The 23,142-nt window shown below is 61.9% G+C and carries 21 protein-coding genes; 12 read left to right on the plus strand and 9 right to left on the minus strand.

Annotated elements, in window-relative coordinates:
* From AO064_RS14615 to AO064_RS14635, 5 genes are all read left to right on the plus strand, one after another.
* A partial coding sequence (locus tag AO064_RS14615) for a ribonucleotide-diphosphate reductase subunit beta (protein ID WP_156521567.1) occupies window positions 1-537 on the plus strand: 537 nt, incomplete at its 5' end.
* Between the two features lie 150 nt (window positions 538-687).
* On the plus strand, window positions 688-1,176 hold the full coding sequence (locus AO064_RS14620; RefSeq protein ID WP_012723968.1) for a DUF1289 domain-containing protein: 489 nt from the start codon (window positions 688-690) through the stop codon (window positions 1,174-1,176).
* A 168-nt stretch (window positions 1,177-1,344) separates the two neighbouring features.
* A complete protein-coding gene (locus AO064_RS14625; RefSeq protein WP_043205274.1) occupies window positions 1,345-2,259 on the plus strand; it encodes a class I SAM-dependent methyltransferase in 915 nt (304 codons plus the stop codon).
* A 148-nt stretch (window positions 2,260-2,407) separates the two neighbouring features.
* Window positions 2,408-3,124: a phosphatidylcholine synthase gene (gene pcsA / locus AO064_RS14630; protein WP_012723966.1), complete on the plus strand. Its 717-nt coding sequence runs from the start codon at window positions 2,408-2,410 to the stop codon at window positions 3,122-3,124.
* A gap of 182 nt (window positions 3,125-3,306) precedes the next feature.
* Complete coding sequence (locus tag AO064_RS14635; RefSeq protein ID WP_012723965.1) at window positions 3,307-4,086, plus strand: TSUP family transporter; 780 nt, start codon at window positions 3,307-3,309, stop codon at window positions 4,084-4,086.
* Here AO064_RS14635 and nudC read toward each other — a convergent pair.
* Entirely contained in the window at window positions 4,054-4,887 is an 834-nt protein-coding gene (gene nudC, locus AO064_RS14640; protein ID WP_046033824.1) for an NAD(+) diphosphatase, read from the minus strand. The genes AO064_RS14635 and nudC overlap by 33 nt on opposite strands.
* Before the next feature lie 5 nt (window positions 4,888-4,892).
* Window positions 4,893-5,705, minus strand: a complete 813-nt coding sequence (locus AO064_RS14645) for a crotonase/enoyl-CoA hydratase family protein (protein WP_046033823.1) — start codon at window positions 5,703-5,705, stop codon at window positions 4,893-4,895.
* A gap of 301 nt (window positions 5,706-6,006) precedes the next feature.
* On the opposite strand from AO064_RS14645, the gene AO064_RS14650 reads away from it, so the two are divergent.
* The 3 genes from AO064_RS14650 (at window position 6,007) to AO064_RS14660 (ending at window position 8,443) form a co-directional block, all read left to right on the plus strand.
* A complete protein-coding gene (locus AO064_RS14650; RefSeq protein ID WP_064053780.1) occupies window positions 6,007-6,570 on the plus strand; it encodes a UPF0149 family protein in 564 nt (187 codons plus the stop codon).
* Window positions 6,571-6,767: 197 nt separating this feature from the next.
* Window positions 6,768-8,024 carry a 3-phosphoshikimate 1-carboxyvinyltransferase gene (locus AO064_RS14655; RefSeq protein ID WP_064053781.1) on the plus strand — a complete coding sequence of 419 codons (1,257 nt, stop codon included), beginning with the start codon at window positions 6,768-6,770 and terminating at the stop codon, window positions 8,022-8,024.
* Between the two features lie 32 nt (window positions 8,025-8,056).
* Window positions 8,057-8,443 (plus strand): hypothetical protein, encoded by a 387-nt coding sequence (locus tag AO064_RS14660; RefSeq protein ID WP_043205271.1) that lies wholly within the window; start codon window positions 8,057-8,059, stop codon window positions 8,441-8,443.
* A 64-nt stretch (window positions 8,444-8,507) separates the two neighbouring features.
* Here the strand turns inward: AO064_RS14660 and AO064_RS14665 are convergent, their stop codons facing one another.
* Window positions 8,508-8,735, minus strand: coding sequence for a hypothetical protein (locus tag AO064_RS14665; RefSeq protein ID WP_064053782.1), 228 nt, complete (start codon window positions 8,733-8,735; stop codon window positions 8,508-8,510).
* 148 nt (window positions 8,736-8,883) lie between these two features.
* Window positions 8,884-9,483, minus strand: coding sequence for an NAD(P)H-dependent oxidoreductase (locus AO064_RS14670; RefSeq protein WP_064053783.1), 600 nt, complete (start codon window positions 9,481-9,483; stop codon window positions 8,884-8,886).
* Between the two features lie 69 nt (window positions 9,484-9,552).
* On the opposite strand from AO064_RS14670, the gene AO064_RS14675 reads away from it, so the two are divergent.
* Complete coding sequence (locus AO064_RS14675) at window positions 9,553-10,158, plus strand: TetR/AcrR family transcriptional regulator (protein WP_064053784.1); 606 nt, start codon at window positions 9,553-9,555, stop codon at window positions 10,156-10,158.
* Here AO064_RS14675 and AO064_RS14680 read toward each other — a convergent pair.
* Window positions 10,127-10,816: a GNAT family N-acetyltransferase gene (locus tag AO064_RS14680; RefSeq protein ID WP_064053785.1), complete on the minus strand. Its 690-nt coding sequence runs from the start codon at window positions 10,814-10,816 to the stop codon at window positions 10,127-10,129. The genes AO064_RS14675 and AO064_RS14680 overlap by 32 nt on opposite strands.
* A gap of 21 nt (window positions 10,817-10,837) precedes the next feature.
* The gene (locus tag AO064_RS14685) at window positions 10,838-11,743 is read right to left on the minus strand and encodes a LysR family transcriptional regulator (protein WP_064053786.1); all 906 of its coding nucleotides are present in this window, start codon (window positions 11,741-11,743) and stop codon (window positions 10,838-10,840) included.
* Between the two features lie 112 nt (window positions 11,744-11,855).
* On the opposite strand from AO064_RS14685, the gene AO064_RS14690 reads away from it, so the two are divergent.
* The 3 genes from AO064_RS14690 (at window position 11,856) to AO064_RS14700 (ending at window position 16,337) form a co-directional block, all read left to right on the plus strand.
* Window positions 11,856-13,070, plus strand: a complete 1,215-nt coding sequence (locus AO064_RS14690; RefSeq protein ID WP_064053787.1) for an MFS transporter — start codon at window positions 11,856-11,858, stop codon at window positions 13,068-13,070.
* A gap of 81 nt (window positions 13,071-13,151) precedes the next feature.
* Complete coding sequence (locus AO064_RS14695; RefSeq protein WP_064053788.1) at window positions 13,152-14,003, plus strand: CAP domain-containing protein; 852 nt, start codon at window positions 13,152-13,154, stop codon at window positions 14,001-14,003.
* A gap of 153 nt (window positions 14,004-14,156) precedes the next feature.
* Window positions 14,157-16,337, plus strand: a complete 2,181-nt coding sequence (locus AO064_RS14700; protein WP_064053789.1) for a GAF domain-containing protein — start codon at window positions 14,157-14,159, stop codon at window positions 16,335-16,337.
* Window positions 16,338-16,340: 3 nt separating this feature from the next.
* Here AO064_RS14700 and AO064_RS14705 read toward each other — a convergent pair whose 3' ends face one another.
* From AO064_RS14705 to treS, 3 genes are read right to left on the minus strand one after another with little or no spacing between them, the layout of a single operon-like run.
* On the minus strand, window positions 16,341-17,507 hold the full coding sequence (locus tag AO064_RS14705; protein WP_064053790.1) for a GGDEF domain-containing protein: 1,167 nt from the start codon (window positions 17,505-17,507) through the stop codon (window positions 16,341-16,343).
* Window positions 17,508-17,558: 51 nt separating this feature from the next.
* On the minus strand, window positions 17,559-19,796 hold the full coding sequence (glgB, locus tag AO064_RS14710) for a 1,4-alpha-glucan branching protein GlgB (protein WP_064053791.1): 2,238 nt from the start codon (window positions 19,794-19,796) through the stop codon (window positions 17,559-17,561).
* The gene (treS, locus tag AO064_RS14715; protein WP_064053792.1) at window positions 19,793-23,140 is read right to left on the minus strand and encodes a maltose alpha-D-glucosyltransferase; all 3,348 of its coding nucleotides are present in this window, start codon (window positions 23,138-23,140) and stop codon (window positions 19,793-19,795) included. The genes glgB and treS overlap by 4 nt, the downstream gene beginning before the upstream one ends.
* Between the last annotated feature and the right edge of the window lie 2 nt (window positions 23,141-23,142).

Here is a 23,142-nt window from a genome sequence, read left to right on the forward strand (position 1 = left end):
GAAACCGGTACCGTCGAGACGGATAAAGAGCTGCTGCGTAACCTGGTCGCCTACTACTGCGTCCTGGAAGGCATCTTCTTCTATTGCGGCTTCACCCAGATCCTGTCCATGGGCCGTCGCAACAAAATGACCGGCGTGGCCGAGCAGTTCCAGTACATCCTACGTGACGAGTCGATGCACCTGAACTTCGGTATCGATGTGATCAACCAGATCAAAATCGAAAACCCGCATTTGTGGGATGCCGAGATGAAGGAAGAAGCGACCCAGATGATTCTGCAAGGGACGCAGCTGGAGATTGAATATGCGCGCGATACCATGCCGCGCGGCGTGTTGGGGATGAATGCGGCGATGATGGAAGATTACTTGAAGTTCATCGCTAACCGTCGCCTGTCGCAGATTGGCTTGAAGGAAGAGTATCCAGGCACCACCAACCCGTTCCCGTGGATGAGCGAGATCATGGACTTGAAGAAAGAGAAAAACTTCTTCGAGACCCGCGTGATCGAATACCAGACCGGCGGCGCGTTGAGCTGGGACTGATCCACGGACGAGGCCCCAAAATGCGGGAGGGGGGTTGCCCCCGATGATGTTCGTTCAGTTCAAGCTTCAGTGACTGATGCACCGCGATCGGGGGCAAGCCCCATCCCACAGGGGTTGCGGTGCACTATAGATCTTTGCAAATTGCCTCTTATGCCCAATCAAACCATCAAGACACCTTGCGTCGGCCTGTGCTCCACCGTTTACGGGGACCTGGTCTGCCGGGGCTGCAAGCGTTATCACCATGAAGTGATCCAGTGGAATGGCTACAACGCCGAGGAAAAACAAGCGGTGTGGCTGCGCCTGGAGCAATTGCTGGTGCAGGTGATGGCCAGCAAACTCGAGGTGTTTGATGCGCACCTGCTGCGCCAGCAACTGGAAAATCGCAAGATCCGTTTTGTGCCGCACCAATCGCCGTATTGCTGGGCGTACCAACTGATTGCCCGGGGTGCGCGGGTGATTTCCAAGCTGGATGCGTATGGGCTGGCGTTGCTGCCGGAATTTCGTGAGCGCAGCCTGGCGGATTTGCGCGATGCGATTGACCGGGAATTTTTCCTGCTGTCCGAAGCGCATTACGAGCGGTATATCGCGCCGGGCTTTCTCAAGGAAGCGTTTGGGCCGGCCCTGATCGCCACGTTCTAGACAACACCCCATTTGGAGTTGCATCGCTCAGCAGGTCAAGGACCTGCCGCGCCCGCGCGGGGCCGGCGTTGGCCACCAGCGAAGCCAGGGCATCGCGCCATTCATCCAGCCCCCTCGCACCGGCAATTGTGTTTAAAATGCCGCCCGCTCAACGAACGACGTTTAACGATGAACCCAGACGCACTCGCCACCCTGCACGCCCACTTGCTCACAGCCCTGGCCACCCCACCGGCGGAAACCCGGCGCCTGTTCCACGGCCGTGGCCGCTGCTGGCCGGGCCTGGAGCAATTGACCGTAGACTGGTTGCAAGGCGTGCTGCTGGTGGCGTTGTTCAAGGCGCCGGAAGCTGCGCAGTTGCAAGCCTTGAAGCAACTGCTGCAAACCCGATTCGGCACTTACACCGTCGCCCTGCAACACCGCTACCTGCCGCAAAGCACCACCGAATGGCTGGTGGGCGGCCCCGTCGACGAGCTGACCATCACCGAAGGCGGGCTGCGCTACCTGATCGACCTGGGTAAAAAACAGAACAGCGGGCTGTTCCTCGACATGCGCTACGGGCGCAATTGGGTGCGCGAACAGGCCAAAGGCCAGCGGGTGCTCAACCTGTTCGCCTACACGTGCGGGTTTTCGGTGGCGGCCATCGAAGGTGGCGCCGACCACGTAGTGAACCTGGACATGGCCCGTGGCGCCCTGAGCCGTGGCCGCGACAACCATCGCCTCAATGGTCATGACCTGAGCAAGGTCAGCTTCCTGGGCCACGACCTGTTCAAGTCCTGGGCCAAGGTCACGCATGGCGGCCCCTACGACCTGGTGATCATCGACCCACCGTCGTTCCAGAAAGGCAGCTTCCTGCTGACCAAGGACTACCAGCGCGTCCTGCGTCGCCTGCCGGATCTGCTCACGCCACAGGGCACGGTACTGGCCTGCATGAACGACCCGGCCTTTGGCGAAGACTTCCTGATCGACGGCGTGACACGCGAGGCCCCTGGGCTGCGCTTTGTCGAACGGCTGCAAAACCCGCCGGAATTTCCTGATATTGACGCGCAAAGTGGCTTAAAGGCACTGGTGTTCCGCCAAGGCTGATGCCGAAACTGCCTACGCTTGCTACGCTAAGTGATACGCCGGGTGGTGAACCTTCTTACCCCCTTCCCGGTCGATACCTGCATCCCCCGGCCAGACTCGACGGCGTCACGTCGTCGGCTGCCCTGTTTCACCTTTTGGAGATCCGCCCGTGATATCGACCCTGCATGTAGCCAGACTCAAAGCCTGGGGCGCCCACGGCTTCACCGCCACCGGTGTGGTATTGGCCTTCCTGGCCACCCTGGCGCTGCTGGAAAACTCACCCAAGGCCTGCCTGCTCTGGCTGGGCCTGGCGTTGGTGGTAGACGGTGTCGACGGCTCACTGGCGCGACGGGTGAATGTCAGCACGGTACTGCCCAGTTTCGACGGCTCGGTGCTCGACCTGGTGATCGATTACCTCACCTACGTGTTTATTCCGGCACTGTTTATCTACCGCTATATCGACCTGCCGGAATTTACCCACCTGCTGACGGTGTCGGTGATCCTGGTGTCGTCGCTGTTCTGCTTCTGCAACGTGAACATGAAGAGCAAAGACAACTACTTCGTCGGCTTCCCCGCCGCGTGGAACGTGGTTGCGCTGTGCGTCTATATCATCCAGCCGGAAGCCTGGGTGACTTTGCTCACCGTGATTGGCCTGGCGCTGCTGACGGTGACGCCGATGAAGTTCCTGCACCCGTTCCGCGTCAAGCGGTTCATGCCGATCAATATCGCCGTGACCACGATCTGGTTGCTGTGCAGCTTCTTGATGGTGGTGGACTATCCCAACACCAACCCGTGGACGTTTGGGTTGTGGTCGCTGATGTCGGCGTATTTCCTCGGGATTTGTATCTGGCGCACGGCCCTGGAGTGGCTGGGAACACACAAATGACCCGGTGAACACTCTGTAAATGTGGAGGGGGCTTGCCCCCGATAGCGGTGGGCCAGCTAAAGATGAGTGAGCTGGAGCACCGCCATCGGGGGCAAGCCCCCTCCCACATTTGGATTTGCAGACTCCCCGCGAGTAAGATGGCGGCCTTTCGCTTAGCGCCCTGCCAATAATAAGCCCTGACCATGCCCTTCGAACTCAGCGTAGACCTCACCACCCTCGCCATCCTGGCGGCGGTCGCCTTTATCGCCGGTTTCATCGATGCCATCGCCGGCGGCGGGGGCTTGCTCACCACGCCCGCCCTGCTCACCGCCGGCATGCCGCCGCACTTGGTACTGGGCACCAACAAGCTCAGCTCCACCTTCGGCTCGGCCACCGCCAGCTTCACCTTTTACCGCCGCAAGCTGTTCCACCCGCGCCAGTGGGTGCACGCCATTGTCGGCACGCTGATTGGCGCCCTCGCTGGCGCGGTAGTGGCCCACTACCTGCCGGCTGAAACCCTGAACAAGATGCTGCCGGTGATCGTGTTCGGCTGTGGCCTTTACCTGTTGTTCGGCGGCACGCCCAAGGCGCCGCTGGATGCCGACGCGCCGATCAAGAAGAAGTGGCAATCCACCCAGGGCTTCGGCCTGGGCTTCTACGATGGCGTGGCGGGTCCGGGCACCGGCGCGTTCTGGACCGTCAGCACGATGCTGTTGCACCCCATCGACTTGGTGAAGGCCAGCGGCGTGGCGCGCAGCATGAACTTCGTCAGCAACGCGGCGGCACTGTCGGTGTTTATCTTCAACGGCTCGGTGGACTGGATCGTCGGCCTGGCCATGGGCGTATCGGTGATGTGTGGCGCGTTCTTTGGCGCACGCAGCGCGATCAGCGGCGGCGCCAAATTCATTCGCCCGGTGTTCATCACCGTGGTCCTCGGCCTGACGGTGCGCCTAGCCTGGCAGCACTGGTTCAGCGTGGCCTAGGCGACGGGCCAGGTAGAGGTCGATCAGGTAACGCGCAATCGAGCGTGACGCCGGCAGCGGCGGCAGGTTGTGGATGTTGAACCACTGCGCGTCCTCGATCTCGTCAGCCTGGGGCACGATGTCGCCACCGGCGTACTCGGCATGGAAGCCGAGCATCATCGAATGCGGGAACGGCCAGCACTGGCTGCCCATGTACTGGATATTCTTGACCTCCACCTGCACTTCCTCGCGTACCTCGCGGATCAGGCAGTCTTCGGCCGACTCACCCGGCTCGGCAAACCCCGCCAACGTGCTGTACACCCCCGTGACAAAGCGTGGCGAACGCGCCAGCAGGATCTCGTCGCCACGGGTCACCAGCACGATCATGCTCGGCGAAATCCGCGGGTAGCTGCGCAGGTCACAGGCCTGGCAATACATCGCACGCTCGCGCGGCACCTGGACCATGGGCTGGCCGCAACTGCCGCAAAACCGATGCTCGCGCGCCCACGTACCGATCTGCGCGGCGTAACCCAGCACTTTGTACAAGGTGTGGTCGCCTTGCAGCATGAAGCCGCGCAGGCCTTGCCAACTGCAGCCCGGCACTTCACCGGCGCTATTGAGTTCCAGCAGGTACACCGGCTCACCGTCGAGGTGGCCGATGCCGTGTTCGGCGAACACCGACAGGTCCTGGCGCTTGAGCCATTCCCGGGGGAACAAGGGGCCATTGGTGTCATGCAAAAAGCCGTCGCGGCTGCGGGCAACGGCCCAGCCGCCGGGGGTGTCGTTGTCCAGCAGCGTTGTGGTAATCCAGCCTGGGGTCATGTCAGTCAATCCACGAATTCGGGTTTCTGCTTACTCATATGGGCCGCGATGGCCACGCGCAGGTCGTTGGATTGCAACATAGCCGAGTTCCAGGTGGCAACGTATTCCAAGCCGTCATTGACCGTATGGTCACGCATGTAGCTGATCATGGCCTTGGTGCCGGTGACCGCAATCGGCGATTTGGCGGCAATTTCATGGGCGATTTCCATCACCCCGGCCAACAGGCTGTCCTGATCGGGATAAACGCGATTGACCAGGCCGATGCTGCGCGCCTCCTCGGCGCCGAACTGGCGGCCGGTATAGGCCAACTCGCGCAGCATGCCGTCACCGATGATGCGCGGCAGGCGCTGCAGGGTGCCGACGTCGGCCGCCATGCCGATGTCGATTTCCTTGATCGAGAACTGCGCGCCGTCAGCCGCGTAGCGCATGTCGCAGGCGCTGATCAGGTCAATGGCACCGCCGATGCAATAGCCCTGGATCGCCGCCAGCACCGGCTTGCGGCAGTTGTCGACGGCATTGAACGAGGCTTGCAGTTCGAGGATTTTGCGGCGCAAAAGGCGCGCGTTGCGGCCCACGTCCTTGCCGAACTCGTTGGCCACCGAGGCCAGCATCATCAGGTCGATGCCGGAGGAGAAATGCTTGCCGGCCCCGCTGAGCACCACGGCGCGTACGGCGTCGGTGTCTTCGACCCATTGGAAGATGTCGATGATTTCGGTCCAGAACGCCGCGTTCATCGCGTTGATCTTTTCCGGACGGTTGATCTGCACATGGGCAACGTTGCCGGCGAGTTCGACGACGAAAGCTTGGTATTCGGACATGGCAGTGATCCCTGACTGGCGAGTGATGAGGCCCGAACTATAACAAGGGTGCACCACGACGCATCAGCCAAAAACAGGACGGGCAAACGTAATGAAATGTTGTGGGCGCACCGTTATCAACCTGGCCAATGGCGCACTGCTGGCGATCATCCTCGCTGTGGTCGGTTCGGTCTGCGTGAGCAAGCTGTGCCAGCCGCGCAGGTAAAACACTGCAAAGCGCTGGATAAAACCCTGCACACACGCCATCCTTCGCGCTTTAAGCCGCCTCACCTGCGGCGCTCGACGTTTAAAGGATATGCCCATGCACGCCCACCCCCTCACCGCCGCCGACTTCGAATTCATCGAAGACACCCTGCTCAAGTACGGCGACGACCATTCGGTCCTGAACCTGGCCGAACTCCACGGCTACTTCACCGCGCTGGTCTCCAGCCCGGTCCAAGTGGATGTGGCAGAGTGGTTCCCGGCGATCTGGGGCGGGCAAAACCCCGACTGGAACAACATGGACGAAGCGCAAAGCTTCCTCGAACTGTGCGTGCGCCACATCAACACCCTGGCCAGCCAACTGGCCACCGACGCGCAAGGCTTCAAGGCCCGCTTCGACGAAACCGAACACCAGGGCCAGAACGTCACCCTCGCCGAAGAATGGTGCTTTGGCTACATCCGCGGCGCCGCCATCGGCAACTGGCCGGAACTGCCGGCAGAACAGGCCGCCCTGCTGGAAAAAATCTCCTGGTGCGCCGAACAAGACAACTTCGAACTGCCCGCCGACCTGGACGTACAAGCACACCAGCAACGCGTCAGCGAAATCGAACCGGCAGCGCGGGCGTTGCATGATTATTGGTTGGCAAAGCGATACGTGCTGTAGATCTTGATCTCAAGCGCCCCGTCAAACACGCTGGCCGGGATTCGACAGGGATTTGGGGGCGGCCCCCCCAAATAACGGATAGGCACACCGCACCACCGCCATCGCAAGCTCGACAAGCACCACACCTATACCCGATCATTCAAATCCGCCCGTCGGCCACTCCATCCCACCTTGCCTTGAATCAGGAGCCTTGTACCTTGAGTTCGCAGAAAACCGTGACCGTTACACCGCCCAACGCCCCCCTCAACGGCAAGGTCGCCCCCCCCGGCTCCAAATCCATCACCAACCGCGCCCTGCTGCTGGCCGCCCTGGCCAAGGGCACCAGCCGCCTCAGCGGCACCCTCAAGAGCGACGACACCCGCCACATGTCAGTGGCCCTGCGCCAAATGGGCGTCACCATCGACGAACCCGACGACACCACCTTCGTCGTCACCGGCCAAGGCAAACTGCAACTGCCGCCGCAGCCACTGTTCCTCGGCAACGCCGGCACCGCCATGCGCTTCCTCACCGCCGCCGTGGCCACCGTTGAAGGCACCGTGGTGCTCGACGGCGATGACTACATGCAAAAACGCCCAATCGGCCCGCTGCTGGAGACCCTCGGCCAGAACGGTATCCAGGTCGACAGCCCCACCGGTTGCCCACCGGTCACCGTGCACGGCGTGGGCAAGATCAAAGCCAAGCGCTTCGAGATCGACGGCGGTCTGTCCAGCCAATACGTATCGGCCCTGCTGATGCTCGCAGCCTGCGGCGAAGCGCCGATTGAAGTGGCACTGACCGGCAAGGACATCGGCGCCCGTGGCTACGTGGACCTGACCCTGGACTGCATGCGTGCCTTCGGTGCCCAGGTTGAAGCCGTCAACGACACCACCTGGCGCGTCGCCCCTGGCGGCTACACCGCTCATGATTACCTGATCGAACCTGACGCCTCCGCCGCCACTTACCTGTGGGCCGCAGAAGTGCTGACCGGTGGCCGTATCGACATCGGCGTGGCCGCGCAGGATTTCACCCAGCCGGACGCCAAGGCCCAGGCCGTGATCGCGCAGTTCCCGAACATGCAAGCCACGGTGGTTGGCTCGCAGATGCAGGACGCTATCCCGACCCTGGCGGTGCTGGCTGCGTTCAACAACACCCCGGTGCGCTTCACTGAGCTGGCCAACTTGCGCGTCAAGGAATGTGACCGCGTCCAGGCGCTGCATGATGGCCTGAACGAAATCCGTCCGGGCCTGGCAACCATCGAGGGCGATGACCTGCTGGTGGCCAGCGACCCGGCCCTGGCCGGCACTTCCTGCAACGCGCTGATCGACACCCACGCCGACCACCGCATCGCCATGTGCTTTGCGCTGGCGGGCTTGAAAGTGTCAGGAATCAAGATCCAGGACCCCGACTGCGTGGGCAAGACCTATCCTGAATACTGGAATGCCCTGGGTAGCCTGGGCGTTCAACTGACCTACTAAACTGTCGGCAACGGTGTGGGGAGGGAGTGATCATGACAATTCGCCAACCCTGCCCACCTGCGTTATGTGACTGCGAGCGCGAACAACTGCTTGGCACCCCCTCGGCAGACCAACGCATCCTGCGACTGACCCGCCAGGAAGAGAAGAAGCTGCTGGAGCGCCTGGAAAACCTTCAAAGCCTGGAAGACCTGGAACACATGCAGCGCTTGATGTACCTGCAACTGGGTATCCGCGTACATGTCGCACCCGGCCACACTGAAGTCAAAAGCATGCGTGGGATTCAGATTGTGATCGACAAACTGCCAGGCTTGTGTCGCAAGACTCGGTTGTCGATTCCGGCCGCAATCCGTAAAGGTATGGAAAAACGGCCGGAGGTTGCTTATCGGTTGCTTGATGCACATGACCTGTTTGGACAGTAGTCAGCCCTTTAAACGCGTCAGCACCCAGTTGCCGCAGGCACAGCGTCTGTCGTAGCTAAACCCGTTACCAGACGAAACCGTTGGCAAACTCCATCCCATGCCCACCCCTCACGTCTTGATAGCTCATATCGGGATATTTGTTGAGCCTCTGCAGTTGCTCGCTGTTCAAGGTCTGCAGTTGTTCAGGCGAGACGTTCGGAAAGGGATGGTTTTTTTTCGCATCGTTTTGTTGATCTTGCCTCACTTGATCTTGCGTGGGCTTTCCGTAAGACGTATCGATGGTGGGGGGCAATGAACGCGGTTCCAGGTGCAGAAGAAATTGACGTCATTAACTTTATCTCAAGTGTTTGTGAACACCATGATTGATCGTCCAATCGTTCCAAGTTCCATGCCCGCCACAACATCTTCACCGCCCGTCTGCTGGATTCGCGAAGGTTGAATCAACCGGCGACTGTCTCGACGTCGAACAAACCCTGCCCCACGGCCCACGCCTTCTCCAAATGCGCCTGCGCCCCGCCGCTTTCCGAGTCGAGCAACAGCGCCGAGGTCAGCACCTGCGCGCCACAGTAATCGAAGATCCCGTAGTCGATCTGCGTGCGCATCGCCTGGGCATAGCCGTGTCGATCAAACGCATCGTCATCCGCTGCGCCCAAGGCCAGCAAATGCACGTTCAGGTGCCGCAGCTTTTTCACCACCGGCGTATCGGGGCCGTATTCGATGGCCCAGCCGTTGATGAATACGCGGTCGATCCAGCCTTTGAGCAGTCCCGGCAATGACCACCAGTAAATCGGGAACGCCAGCACCAGGGCGTCGGCACGGTCGATGCGGGCCTGTTCGGCCCGCACATCGGCGGGTGGCGTGGCCCGGGTTCGGTGAACCGCATGGTCGGCGGCGGTGTAGCGCGGGTCAAAACCTTCGGCGGCAAGGTCGGCGATTTCAACAGTGTGGCCAGCGGCAGTGAGCCCGGCGGCTACCTGCGCAGCCACGCTGTGGGTGAGGGATTGTGGGTCGTGATGTGCAACAACGATAAGTGCGTGCATGACAGGGACTCCCTTTGGGGTTACGCTGGGCTTAAGTTACGATTAGTAAGTTACTTTTGGTATATAAGCATGTCAAGCAGCGAATCCCCTGCCCCACGTCGGCGCCTGTCCCGTGAAGAACGCCTGCGTCAATTACTCGATGTGGCCTGGCAACTGGTGCGCGATGAAGGCACTGAAGCACTGACGCTCGGTCGCCTGGCGGAACTGGCGGGCGTGACCAAACCGGTGGTCTACGACCATTTCGTCACCCGTGCGGGGTTGCTGGTCGCGTTGTATGAGGATTTCGATGCGCGCCAGAACCAAGTGTTTGTCGACGCCATACAGGCCAGCAGCGCCACCCTTGAGGATCGCGCCGGGGTGATCGCCGCGTCCTATGTGGAGTGCGTGTTGTTGCAGGGCCGGGAAATCCCGGGGGTGATTGCGGCCTTGAGCAGCTCGCCGGAGCTGGAAACCCTCAAGCGCCATTACGAGGCGATCTTCCTCGATAAGTGTCGCGACGCGCTGTCGCCCTTCGGCCACGTGTCCAAGGCTGGCTTAAGGGCGATGCTGGGCGCTGCGGAAGCGCTATCCCAGGCGGCGTTCAGTGGCGAGATCAGCCGTGAAGAAGCGCAGCAGGAATTGCTGGCGACTATCCTGGCGATGGTCAATCGCGGCCGTGTTCACCACGAGCAATAAATGCCTGGACCTTACGTGCCAGTTGATCCAGGTGGCGGTCACGCTGCTTCTCGGCATCCACCATCGCGCGCTTGCCGTGCTTTTGCAGCAGGTAGGTATGAATCTGCCGCACCTCCAGCGAGCTATAGATCGCCGCCACATCCAGCACGCCCATCAGGCCGTCGGTACCGTAGTCCCGCGTGTTCATCAGCACTTGAGTCTCACGTGCGCCACGTACCCGAAAGCCCATGCTTTCAAACGCTGGCACCTTCTCTATGGAGCAGGCCAGTTCCGCATGGGGATGACGGCTCAGCACGTCGCGCATCATCCCGCGAGCCACGCCCTGGCGCCGATAGCCGACTTGCACCGCCATGAAAGCGATTCCGCAGGCCTCGGGAGCCTCCTTCACCGGCAGGTACAGCACAAAGCCCATCACCTTCTGCGGGTCTTGCGGATCGGTGGCCACGACCAACTCGACGGCAATGCCCTTTGAACCGTCCAGCGCTTCCAAGTACAGATGCACCTCAAAGCCAATCGCGTACTGGTAGATGTTGTACAGCAGGTTACTCGGCGGCAGCGCCACGCTGCTGATGTCGGTGAGGTTGTCCACCACCATCTGCAGGATCTGAGCATTGATAGGCTCCGGGCATGGTGTGGTGTAGCGGGTAAGGCTGAACATGCAGATTCCTGGGGTTAAGCATCAAGGCAACGCGGATTGTACCTGCTCGGCACATACCTCGCGCAAACACCCGCGCAACCAGCGATGGGCCAGGTCGGCATCGAGCCTGGGGTGCCACAGCATCGCGACGGTGAAGGTCGGCAGCGCCACCGGCAGCTCAAAGTGATGCAGGCCTTCCCGTTGATGGAGGGTGTAGCGTTCAGGCACGCTGGCGATCAGGTCGGTGTCGCGGGCCAGGGCAATGGCGGTGGCGAACCCGGCGACGATGGTGCTGATCTGGCGCGTCAGGCCCTGGGCCTCAAGCGCGTCGTCGATCTGGCCACGGTCCTGGCCACGGCGTGATACGTAGACGTGCTGGCCCTCGGCATAACGCCGGGCGCTGACGTCGCCCTGGCTGAGCGCATGGCCGCTGCGTACCACCCCAACCAAACGGTCACGGAACAGCGCCTGGGTCAGCACTTCGGGGCTGGCCGCAGGGTCGACCACGCCGGTTTCCAGGTCGACGCTGCCGTCACGCAGCAGCGCACTGTCCTTGTCGGTTTTATGGATAAAGCGCAGGCGCACACCGGGTGCTTCCCGTGCCGTACGTGCCAACAACGCCGCACCGACATTTTCGACGAATTCTTCGCTGGTACGCAGGGTAAAGGTGCGCTCGACCTGAGCCATGTCCAGCGTGTGCACGGGCCGCAACACGGCGCTGGCTTCCTGCACCAGGCGGCTGACCTGTTCGCGCAGTTCCACCGCCCTCGGCGTAGGCACCAGGCCGCGACCGGCGCGCACCAGCAACGGGTCGCCGGTGGTTTCGCGTAAACGCGCCAAAGCGCGGCTCATCGCCGAGGGGCTCAGGCGCAAGCGTCTGGCCGCGCCGGCCACACTGCCTTCGGCGAGCAATACATCCAGGGTGACCAGCAAATTTAAATCGGCCATCGGTGCTCCTTATCAGGCGTCAGATGCAGGTATTAACTGCAACCCATGCGTCTTCCGCCATGGTAGGCCACGCCGTAGATTTGTGACAGTTGCCTTCACTCAAGGATTACCCATGCCCCCCTCTTCTCGCGGCAGCCTCGTCAGCCTGTCCCTGTCCATGTTGCTGGCCTCCCTCGGCACCAGCATCGCCAATGTCGGCCTGCCCAGCCTGGCGCAGGCGTTTGATGCGTCGTTTCACGCGGTGCAGTGGGTGGTGCTGGCCTATCTGCTGGCAATCACGGCAGTGATCGTCAGCGCCGGGCGCCTGGGTGACCGCTGGGGCCGTCGACGCGTATTGCTCGCCGGCTTGCTGCTGTTCGCCGTGGCGTGCGGGCTGTGCGGGCTGGCCCCCTCGCTGGAGGGTCTGATTGCCGCGCGCGTCCTGCAAGGCCTCGGCGCAGCAGTGATGATGGCCATGGCCCTGGCAATGGTGGGCGATACCGTCACCCGGGAACGTACCGGCCGGGTCATGGGATGGCTGGGCACGATGTCCGCCGTCGGCACTGCCATGGGTCCCAGCCTGGGCGGGGTATTGCTGAGCCTGTGGGGTTGGCGCGCGATTTTCCTGGTCGGGGTGCCGTTGGGGCTGCTGGCCGCCGCCCTCGCTTATCGCAGTTTGCCGGTTGATCGTGCGCAGGTACCCGCCGGTGCGGCCTCTGGTGTCTGGTCTTTACTGAAGGACGCGTCATTGCGCAGCAGCCTGACCATGAGTGCCTTGGTGGCCGCAGTGATCATGGCCACCTTTGTGGTCGGGCCCTTTTATTTGTCCAGGGGCCTGGGGCTGGCCCCGGAGTGGATGGGCCTGGCCATGGCCGTCGGCCCCTGTGTGGCGGCCGTCACCGGTATCCCGGCCGGCCGCCTGACCGACCGCCTCGGCAGCCAGCGCATGACACTCGCCGGGCTGGGCGTGCTGGGGTGTGGGGCGCTGCTGCTGTCGCTGGCGTCTGGATTGATCGCCTATCTGGCCGCGCTGGTTATTCTGACGACGGGCTACAGCCTGTTCCAGGCTGCCAACAACACGGCGGTGATGAGCGATATAGAGGCGGCGCATCGCGGCACCGTGTCGGGCCTGCTGAACCTGTCACGCAATCTAGGCCTGATCCTCGGTGCTTCAGCGCTGGGGGCGGTGTTCGCGTGGGCCAGTCCGGATGTCACCCGTGCGCTCCCGCAATCCGTGACCCATGGCCTGCATGTGACCTTCAGCGTGGCGCTGGGCTTGATCCTGCTGGCCGGTGTGATGGCATTGCGCCGCGCCAGCGCCTTTAATACCGCCAAGAACACCCATTGAGGCAAAAAAACAAAAAAGGCGTTGCACCAGACCGGGTTACATCGCGCATCATGGGCACTTTCAAGCTCAAGGGTAACGTCCATGCGCGTTCTGTCATTGATGATGGGTCTCACGACGCTGGCCGCCAGTACGGTGTTCTGCGCCAGCGCGATGGCGAATGAAGAGAGTCAGTTAGTACAACAGATCAACCAATACCGCAGCCAGGTACAACGCTGCGGCGACCAGGGTTCCCAGGAACTGCCACCGCTGGCCAGCGATACGCGGCTGGTGCTGCCGGCCACCAACGTCGGCGATTTGCAGCAAGCGCTGGCCCGGGCCGCGTACCCGATGGTCAACGTTCAGGCCATCAGCCTGTCCGGGCCCAAGGATGCCCAGTCAGCCATGAAGGCCGTGCGCGAAAGCTTCTGCCGGGTGGTGCTGGACCCGCAATTTGTCGATATCGGCGTAAGCAACAGTGGCCAGGACTGGCGCATCGTGCTTGCCCGTCCACTGCTGACCAGCGGCCTGGGCGATTGGCAGACCGAAGGCAAAAAACTGCTCAACCTGATCAACACCGCGCGTGCGCAACCGCGCCAATGCGGCACCCAGGCGTTTACCGCAACCACACCCTTGTCCTGGAATGACGCCCTGGCCGACGCCGCCAACAACCACACGCGTAACATGGCCAACGGCAATTTCTTCGACCACCTCGACCACGACGGGCGCACCCCCGGTGACCGCGCCGAACTGGCCGGGTATAGCGCGAAGAATATTGGCGAAAACATCGCCGCCGGCCTGGATACGCCGAGCAAGGTGGTGGACGGTTGGCTGGCCAGTCCGGGCCATTGCGCCAACCTGATGAACCCGCAATTTCGCGAACTGGGTGCGGCGTATGCCATGGACCCGAAAAGTGATGCCGGGATTTATTGGACAGGGGTTTTCGGCGCGCAATAAACACGCTCACAGATCTATCCGAACGGAGGAGGCATCAATTCGCCATCTCATGGATAATGCCGCTGAACTTGGCAGCGGCCATGCCGGTCTGTTGATTGCTGACCTGACCCGCTCAGGCGTTCGACAGACTGTGGCAAACAAGGTGTTCTTGCGATGATGAATTGGCTGCAAAGTAGCAGCGACATGGCTGAGCGGGTCCGCCTGCATGATTGGGCGAGTACGCCGCTGGGACCGCTGGAAGAGTGGCCGGATGTGCTCAAGACCACCGCGGCGCTGTGCTTTGCGTCGAGCTTCCCCCAGGCCATCATCTGGGGGCCGAGCCTGATCACCCTTTACAACGATGCGTTTATTCCAATCCTGGGCAACAAACCTGACGCCCTGGGGCGCCCGTTCAGCGAAACCTGGCGCGAAGTCTGGGAGCAGGTGCGCCCAATCGCCGACGCGGCGTTCGACGGGCATGCGACCTTTATTGAAAACTTCCCGCTGATGATCGAGCGTGGCTCCGGGCCGGAGCAGGCGTATTTCACTTTTTGCTACAGCCCCATCCGCGACCCTCAGGGCCAGGTAGTGGGGATGTTGGATACCGTCACCGAAACCACCACCACCGTCTTCCTGAACCGCCGCCTGGCGGTGTTGGATGCCGTTGGCAGCGCCGTGGCGAATGCCACCGACGCCGAAAGCATCATGTCCACCACCACGCGTCTGCTGGCCGAGCACCTGCAGGTGTCCAACTGTGCGTATGCCGACATGGATGCCGACGAAGACGGCTTTACCATTCGCGGCAACTGGGCAGCGCCGGGCTCGCCGAGCATCCTGGGCCACTACAGCCTGGCGTCATTCGGCGCATTGGCGGTGCAGCGCCTGCGCGCGGGCGAGCCGCTGGTGGTCCAGGACAACCGATTCGAATTCGCTCCCGAAGTCGCCGCCAGCTATCAGGCCTTGGGCGCGCTCGCCACCGTGTGCTTCCCGCTGATCAAGGACGGTCGCCTGACAGCACTGATGGCCGTGCACCACAAAACGGCCCGCGCCTGGTCGCCCTACGACCTGGCACTGGTCGGCGAGGTCACCGAGCGCTCGTGGGCCCATATCGAGCGGGTGCGCGCCGACGTCGCTGTGCGCGAAGGCCTGGCAGCCTTTACCGAGCTCAACGCCACCTTGGAACAGCGGGTGCAAGAGCGCACCAACGCCCTCACCCAGGCCGAAGCCGCGCTGCGCCAATCGCAGAAACTCGAAGCCATCGGTCAATTGACCGGCGGCGTCGCCCATGACTTCAACAACCTGTTGACCATCATTCGTTCGTCGGTGGACTTCCTGCGTCAGCCCGGACTCTCCGAGGAGCGGCGCCAGCGCTACATGGGCGCGGTGTCCGACACGGTGGAGCGCGCCAGCAAGCTCACCAGCCAATTGCTCGCCTTCGCCCGGCGCCAACCGCTCAACCCGGAAGTCTTCGATGCGGGCCAACGGGTCAAGAACATCGGCGAGATGCTCGAAAGCGTTACCGGTGCGCGCATCCATGTGCAGGTGCGGTTGCCAGAGCGCCCTTGCCACGTGCGCGTCGACGCGAGCCAATTCGAGACCGCACTGATCAACATCGCCCTGAATGCCCGCGACGCGATGGACGGGCAAGGCACCCTGACTTTACGCGTGGCGAATGTGGACTCGATGCCGCGTATCCGTGGCGATGAAGAGGCACGCCAGCCCTTTGTGAGCATTTCCCTGGCGGATACCGGCACAGGTATTTCCTCTGATACCTTCGAGCGCATTTTCGAGCCTTTCTTTACCACCAAGGCTGTAGGCAAAGGCACCGGGCTGGGGCTGTCCCAGGTATTCGGGTTTGCCAAGCAGTCCGGGGGGAACGTCGACGTCGCAAGCCGCCCTGGCGAAGGCACCGTGTTCACCCTGTACCTGCCCGAAGTGGCGCAGCAGGTGGCGCAGCCCGACCCGACGCCGGAAAGCCAGTCGCCCACCCATGATACGGCGCAGTGCCATATCCTGATCGTGGAAGACAACCTCGAAGTCGGCCGCTTTGCCAACCAGATCCTTCAGGACCTCGGTTACCAGACCACCTGGGCCACCGATGCCGAGCAGGCACTCACGCTGGCCGGCGCGGATGCCCTGGCGTTCGACGGGATCTTTTCGGACGTGGTGATGCCGGGCATGACCGGCGTGGCCATGGCCAAAGTGCTGCGCCAACGGCGCCCGGACTTGCCGGTGGTGCTCACCTCCGGCTACAGCGAAGAGCTGGCCGACAGCGGCTACGAAGGGTTCGAATTCCTTGCCAAGCCCTACTCCGCCGATCAGGTTGCGCGGGCCCTGGCCAAAGCGATGCTTTGAGCCCTACTCCGCCACCGCCACCTGATTGCGGCCTTGGGCCTTGGCGCGGTACAGCGCTTTGTCGGCGGTGTTCATCAGCCCGTGCAGGTCCTGGTCCTGGGTGTGGGTAGATGCAACGCCCAGGCTGGCGCTCAGCCCATGCACCGGCTCGGAAGCCAGGCCCGAGATCGCCTTGACCAACTGCTCGGCGATAGTGCGCGCGGTGTCCAACGACGTATTGGGCAGCAGCACCGCAAACTCCTCGCCGCCCAAGCGTCCGTACACATCGGCCTGGCGGAACGACGCACTGATCACCCCACCAATCTGGCGCAGCACCTGATCACCGGCCTGGTGGCCGTAGGTATCGTTGATTTGCTTGAAGTGATCCATGTCCATCATCAGCGCGCACAGCGGTTGCCGGTTGTGGCGGCATTGCTCGTACAGCACCTGGGCATGTTCGAAAAACGCACGACGGTTCATCAGGCCGGTGAGTTCATCGGTCTGGGCCGCACGGGTGGAAATAGTGTGGGCACGTTCCATTTGCCGGGTCAGGCGGAAGGCCTTTTCCAAGGCATCCGAGAGTTTGCGCGTGGCGCTGATCACAAAGGTGGAAAACACCAGCACCGCGATGGCCACGCCGACTTGCATGGAAGACGGCTGGAACAACAGCCACAGCGTGCACGGCAGCAACACCAGGGCCAGGGAGGCCAGGGTCATGTAGCGGTAAGCCGAATAACAGGACACGGCGCTGACGGACATGCCCACGGTGAACAACATCACCAGTGCCTGGGACAGCCGGTCATCGGTGGGCATCACCGCCAGGGCGCCGGCGCCCCAGATCCCGGCAGACAGCATCAGCGTCAGCCAGTAACGGCGTTCCCAACGCTTGGGCGTGCGCTCGGCGTTGGGGCAGCGAAACCACTCCATGAACATCTTCACACGCAGCAGCGAGGACACCGCCAACGCGCCCAGCCAGACCAGGATGACCTGATGGTCAAACCGGTCCCAGCACAGCCAGCAGAGCATGAGAGCGGCCAGGTAACTGCCGAATATCGCGGCAAAGGATTGCCGGAACAGCTGGTGCAAACGGTCAGTCCGCACCTGCTCCTCTATAAAGCAATCCTGGTCCTGCCCACGCCCAAGGCCATTCATGAAATCCGCCTGATTCGACTGCCACGACAAAGGCGCCATTGTGGCACCCTGCCACCAGCGTGGACAACAGAATCCAGCAAGATAGAGCCTTTAAAGCGGTTCCGGCCGCAGAATCAGTACCCCCAATGGTGGCAGATTCAACGCCAGTGACACCGCTTGCCCATGGTTGGGTTCATCTTGGGTAAACACCTCGCCTCCGTTACCGTAATTGGAACCTGCGTACATGTCGGCGTCACTGTTGATCACTTCGCTCCAACGCCCCGCAAAGGGCACGCCGACCTTGTAACCCTCACGCGGCACCGGGGTGAAGTTGGCGACCACCAGCACCGGCTTACCGTCCTTGCTCCAGCGCAGCCAGGCATAGACGCTGTTGATTGCGTCGTCGCCGATCAGCCATTGGAAGCCCTGCGGCGCGTCGTCCTGCTCGTGCAAGGCCGGTTCTTCGCGGTACAGCCGGTTCAAGTCGCCGACCAGCTTTTGCACGCCTTTGTGTTCGGCGTACTGCAACAGGTACCAGTCCAGTTGCTGGTCGTGGTTCCACTCGCGCCACTGGCCGAATTCGCAGCCCATGAACAGCAGTTTCTTACCGGGGTGCATCCACATGAACGCCAGGTAAGCGCGCAGGTTGGCAAATTTCTGCCAGCGGTCGCCGGGCATCTTGTCGATCAGCGAGAGCTTGCCGTGCACCACTTCATCGTGGGAAATCGGCAGGATAAAGCGCTCGGACCACGCATACACCAGGCCGAAGCTCAACTCGTTGTGGTGATGGGCGCGGTACACCGGGTCCTGCTGGATGTAGTGCAGGGAATCGTGCATCCAGCCCATGTTCCACTTGTAGTTGAAGCCCAGACCGCCCTGTTGGGTCGGCTGGCTAACACCCGGCCAGGCCGTGGATTCCTCCGCGATCACCAGCGCGCCGGGCGCTTCCAGGGCCACCACGTCGTTCAAGTGGCGCAGAAAATCAATCGCCTCCAGGTTCTCGCGACCGCCATGACGGTTCGGCACCCATTCGCCGGCCTTGCGCGAGTAGTCGCGGTAGAGCATCGACGCGACGGCATCCACACGCAGCCCGTCGATATGGAAGTGCTTGAGCCAATGCAGCGCCGAGGCGAGCATGTAGCCGTGCACTTCGGTGCGGCCCAGGTTGTAGATCAGCGTGTCCCAATCCTGGTGAAAGCCTTCCAGCGGGTTGGCGTATTCATACAACGCGGTGCCGTCGAATTGCGCGAGGCCGTGGGTATCGGTGGGAAAATGCGCCGGCACCCAGTCCAGGATCACACCGATGTCGGCCTGGTGCAGGGCATCGACGAAATAGGCGAAATCTTCCGGCGAGCCGAACCGCGCCGTCGGGGCGAATTGCGACAGTGCCTGGTAGCCCCAAGAGCCGCCAAACGGGTGCTCCATGATCGGCATCAGCTCGACGTGGGTGAAGCCCAGTTGCTGTACATAGGGAACCAGGCGCTCAGCCAGCTCACGCCAGTTGTACTGGCGGGCCACTTCGCCCGCTTCATCCAACTCGCATTGCCAGGAGCCCACATGCAGTTCGTAGATCGACAGCGGCGCCGTCGGCTTTTGCTTGTCGACCCGTGACTGCATCCAGGCGTGGTCCTGCCAGTCCACTTGCAACGGTTCGGCCACCTTCGAGGCGGTGTCCGGCGGCAACTGGGTGGCCAACGCCATCGGGTCGGCCTTGAGCGGCAGGATCCCATTGGCGCCGAGAATTTCGTACTTGTAGGCCGCGCCCGGTTGCAGGCGTGGGATAAAGATCTCCCACACGCCGGACGGATGACGCAGGCGCATCGGGTGACGGCGGCCGTCCCAGATATTGAAGTCGCCCACCACCGACACCCGCCGCGCATTCGGCGCCCACACGGCAAAGCGCACACCCTGCACGCCATCGACGCTGGTCACCTGGGCACCCAGGCAACTGCTGAGGTCACGATGGTTGCCTTCGCCGAACAGGTACAGGTCCATCTCCCCCAGCAGCAGTTGCTGGAAGCTGTAAGGGTCTTCGGTGATCTGCTCACCGCCGGCCCACTGGATCTTCAACAAATAGGGTTCGCGGGTCTTGAACTGACCGACGAACAACCCCGGCACCTGGCTCGCGTCCAGGCTGCCGAGCTGTTCACCGCTGTCGCGTGCCAGAACGTGGACGCTCAGGGCCTCCGGCAGGAAGGCGCGGATAAACTGGCCACCGTGCTCATCATCGTGCGGCCCGAGAATCGAAAACGGGTCGTGATGCTCGGCGCGTACCAGCGCTTCGACGTCCTTGGACGCCGGCAATGCAGTCAACTTCGCTTGCAGCGGTTCTTTATTTGTAAAGCTCATGACGTCTCCCCACCGCGTGCAGTGTTCGATATAGGTGCAAGCCCGCTCAACAGTCCGTGCAACCCTTGCAGGGGCACCGGCAACCAAGTCGGGCGGTTTTCCGCTTCGTAAGCCACTTCATACGCGGCCTTCTCCAGGCTGAACAATGTCAGCGCTGCGTCCTGGCCTTTGGCGTCCTGCCAGTCATGCGCCAGTGTAGACGTAGCGGACTGATACACCTGGATAAAGGCCTGGCGTGCTTCTTTCAGGTAACGGTCCGTCACGCGTTTGCGCGCCTGGTCCGCTTCGGGCGAGTGATCCACCCCTTGTACATTCAGGGCCATGGCCGCCGCGTAATCGAAGGAGCGCAACACGCCGCTCACATCTTTATACGGGCTGTGCTTGCCGCGTCGTTCGTGCAGCGGTCGCGCCGGCTCACCTTCAAAGTCGATCAGGTAGGCATCGCCCTTCACCACCAGCACCTGGCCCAGGTGCAAGTCACCATGCACCCGAATACGCAACCCACCCAGGGTGGCTTTCGCCAGCGCCTGCACATGGCGGGTGATGGCTTTTTTCTGCGCCAGCAACTCAGTGACCAGCGCTTGATCCGCCGGGTTCAACTGGTTTTGATGAAGGTTGAGCAAGTGCAACGCACGGTCCAACTGCGCGCCGACATCCTTGGCCCAGGCCTGCGTGTCCTTGGCGGTGGTGACTTCAGGCTTGAAGTCCTTGTGAGTGGTTTTCGCACCGAGCACCCCGTGCATTTCGCCCAGGCGCTGACCGAGCAACCCAGCAAAATCCGCCAGCTCGCCCAGGGCGTTGTAGTGCTGTTCCTGCTCGGAGATGGCTTCGGCCAGCTCGTCGCGAATCGCCCGTTCCAAGTTGTTCTGAGTCCATCCCCAGGCGTCGCCCTGATTACTCAGGTAGCCTTGGGCAATCATCAGCAGGTTGTCCTGGCCCTCGGCGTCGTGGCGAATCATCGAGCCCAACAACGGCGAGATGTTCGGGTAGCCGGCTTCGGTCAGGTAAGCACTCATCTCCAACTCAGGGTGCACGCCGGAGGCGACTTTGCGGATCAGCTTGAGCACCAGGCTCTCGCCCACCACTACCGAACTGTTGGACTGCTCGGCCGACAAATAGCGCACCTCGGACTCATCCGTCAGTTGCAGCTTGGCCAGATGAGGCGTAGCGGTGAAGCGCAGCTCGCCTTCGCTTGAGTCCAGTACGGTACCCGCTTGCAAACCCTGGATCACGGCGCGGATAAAGTGCTCGAGGCTGAAGGCATCGGTCACCAAGCCTACCTGGCGCACCCGGCGTACACGGGCCAAGGCTAATTGCTGAGGCAAGGCGCTGGTGAACTGGTCTTCACCGAGGAAACCGAACGGCAGCTGATAGCGGCTGATTTGGCCACCCGCACTGACCTCAAGCTCGCTGAGCAATACCGGGTGCTGCGCGTCGCCAAAGCGCACGCCATAGGCGATGCGCACGCTGTCGATCGCCGTGTCCTTGCCCGCGAACCAGCGGCGTTTGGGCAGCCAGGCCGGCAGTGCTGTTTGCTCCAGCGAGGCGCGGCAGGGTTCTTCCAGCAGTTCTTCCATGCGTTTTTTCAATACCAACGTGGTGAAGTCCGGCATGCTCTGGGCCGGTTCCACATGCCAGCTGGGCATCTGGTTTTCCGGCGCCAGCACAAACCAATAGAAGCCGTAAGGCGCCAGGGTCAGCAGGAAATTGAGTTGGCCGATGGGTGGGAAGGCATTCCCGCCCAGCATCTCCACCGGCACCATGCCAGCAAACGCCGACAGGTCCAGTTCGGCCGCCTGGGCGCTGCGCGACACGTTGGCCACGCAGAGGATGATCTCGTTGCGCCCGTCTTCACCGGTGAACTCGCGGGTATAGGCGAGGATGCGCCGGTTACTCGGCGAGAGCATTTTCAGGCTGCCACGGCCAAACGCCTTGGACTGCTTACGCACCGCCAGCATTCGCCGGGTCCAGTTCAGCAACGAATGCGGGTCCTGGGCTTGGGTCTCGACGTTCACCGACTGGTAGCCGTATTGCGGGTCCATGATCGGCGGTAGCACCAGGCTGGCCGGGTCGGCGCGTGAGAAACCGCCGTTGCGGTCGATGGACCACTGCATCGGCGTACGCACACCATCGCGGTCACCCAGGTAGATGTTATCGCCCATGCCAATTTCATCGCCGTAATACAGGGTCGGTGTACCGGGCATCGACAGCAGCAGGCTGTTGAGCAGTTCGACACGACGGCGGTCACGTTCCATCAACGGCGCCAAGCGCCGGCGGATGCCGAGGTTGATGCGCGCACGGCGGTCGGCGGCGTAGTAGTTCCACAAGTAGTCGCGTTCTTTGTCGGTGACCATTTCCAGGGTCAATTCATCGTGGTTGCGCAGGAAGATCGCCCACTGGCAATTGGCGGGAATCTCCGGGGTCTGGCGCAGAATGTCGGTGATCGGGAAGCGGTCTTCTTGCGCCAACGCCATGTACATGCGCGGCATCAGCGGAAAGTGGAAGGCCATGTGGCATTCGTCGCCGTCGTCGCCCTTTTTGTCACCGAAATACAGCTGGGTGTCTTCCGGCCATTGATTGGCCTCGGCCAGCAGCATGCGGTCCGGGTAATGAGCGTCGATCTCGGCACGGATCTGCTTGAGCACATCGTGGGTTTCGGGCAGGTTTTCGTTATTGGTGCCATCGCGTTCGATCAGGTACGGGATGGCGTCCAGGCGCAGGCCATCGATGCCCATGTCCAGCCAGTAGCGCATCACCGACAACACCGCTTTCATGACCTGCGGGTTATCGAAGTTGAGATCGGGCTGGTGGGAATAAAAGCGGTGCCAGAAATACTGGCCCGCAACCGGGTCCCAAGTCCAATTGGACTTCTCGGTGTCGAGGAAGATGATGCGGGTGCCGTCGTATTTCTGGTCGTCATCCGACCACACGTAGAAGTCCCGCGCCGCCGAGCCTGGCTTGGCCTTGCGCGCACGCTGGAACCAGGGATGCTGGTCGGAGGTGTGGTTGATCACCAGCTCGGTGATGACCCGCAGCCCGCGCTTGTGCGCCTCGGCAATAAAACGCTTGGCATCGGCCATGGTGCCGTAGTCGCTGTGCACGCCACGGTACTCGGCGATGTCGTAGCCATCGTCGCGGCGTGGCGAGGGGTAGAACGGCAGCAACCAGATGGTATTCACACCCAGGTCGGCGATGTAGTCGAGCTTGGCGATCAGGCCGGGAAAGTCACCGATACCGTCGTTATTGGAATCGAAATACGATTTGACGTGGACTTGGTAGATCACCGCGTCTTTGTACCAGAGCGGGTCTTTGATAAAAGTGGCAGCGTTGGGTTTCTTCGCCATTG

Source organism: Pseudomonas marginalis (assembly GCF_001645105.1).
In the GTDB taxonomy this organism is placed as follows: Bacteria; Pseudomonadota; Gammaproteobacteria; order Pseudomonadales; family Pseudomonadaceae; genus Aquipseudomonas; species Aquipseudomonas petroselini.

Bases quoted from the DNA above. Each gene is read 5' to 3' on its own strand.
- AO064_RS14620 (WP_012723968.1), top strand. From the start codon at position 688: ATGCCCAATCAAACCATCAAGACACCTTGCGTCGGCCTGTGCTCCACC.
- AO064_RS14625 (WP_043205274.1), top strand. From the start codon at position 1,345: ATGAACCCAGACGCACTCGCCACCCTGCACGCCCACTTGCTCACAGCC.
- AO064_RS14635 (WP_012723965.1), top strand. From the start codon at position 3,307: ATGCCCTTCGAACTCAGCGTAGACCTCACCACCCTCGCCATCCTGGCG.
- nudC (WP_046033824.1), bottom strand. From the start codon at position 4,887: ATGACCCCAGGCTGGATTACCACAACGCTGCTGGACAACGACACCCCC.
- AO064_RS14645 (WP_046033823.1), bottom strand. From the start codon at position 5,705: ATGTCCGAATACCAAGCTTTCGTCGTCGAACTCGCCGGCAACGTTGCC.
- AO064_RS14650 (WP_064053780.1), top strand. From the start codon at position 6,007: ATGCACGCCCACCCCCTCACCGCCGCCGACTTCGAATTCATCGAAGAC.
- AO064_RS14660 (WP_043205271.1), top strand. From the start codon at position 8,057: ATGACAATTCGCCAACCCTGCCCACCTGCGTTATGTGACTGCGAGCGC.
- AO064_RS14670 (WP_064053783.1), bottom strand. From the start codon at position 9,483: ATGCACGCACTTATCGTTGTTGCACATCACGACCCACAATCCCTCACC.
- AO064_RS14675 (WP_064053784.1), top strand. From the start codon at position 9,553: ATGTCAAGCAGCGAATCCCCTGCCCCACGTCGGCGCCTGTCCCGTGAA.
- AO064_RS14680 (WP_064053785.1), bottom strand. From the start codon at position 10,816: ATGTTCAGCCTTACCCGCTACACCACACCATGCCCGGAGCCTATCAAT.
- AO064_RS14685 (WP_064053786.1), bottom strand. From the start codon at position 11,743: ATGGCCGATTTAAATTTGCTGGTCACCCTGGATGTATTGCTCGCCGAA.
- AO064_RS14690 (WP_064053787.1), top strand. From the start codon at position 11,856: ATGCCCCCCTCTTCTCGCGGCAGCCTCGTCAGCCTGTCCCTGTCCATG.
- AO064_RS14695 (WP_064053788.1), top strand. From the start codon at position 13,152: ATGCGCGTTCTGTCATTGATGATGGGTCTCACGACGCTGGCCGCCAGT.
- AO064_RS14700 (WP_064053789.1), top strand. From the start codon at position 14,157: ATGATGAATTGGCTGCAAAGTAGCAGCGACATGGCTGAGCGGGTCCGC.
- AO064_RS14705 (WP_064053790.1), bottom strand. From the start codon at position 17,507: ATGGCGCCTTTGTCGTGGCAGTCGAATCAGGCGGATTTCATGAATGGC.
- glgB (WP_064053791.1), bottom strand. From the start codon at position 19,796: ATGAGCTTTACAAATAAAGAACCGCTGCAAGCGAAGTTGACTGCATTG.
- treS (WP_064053792.1), bottom strand. From the start codon at position 23,140: ATGGCGAAGAAACCCAACGCTGCCACTTTTATCAAAGACCCGCTCTGG.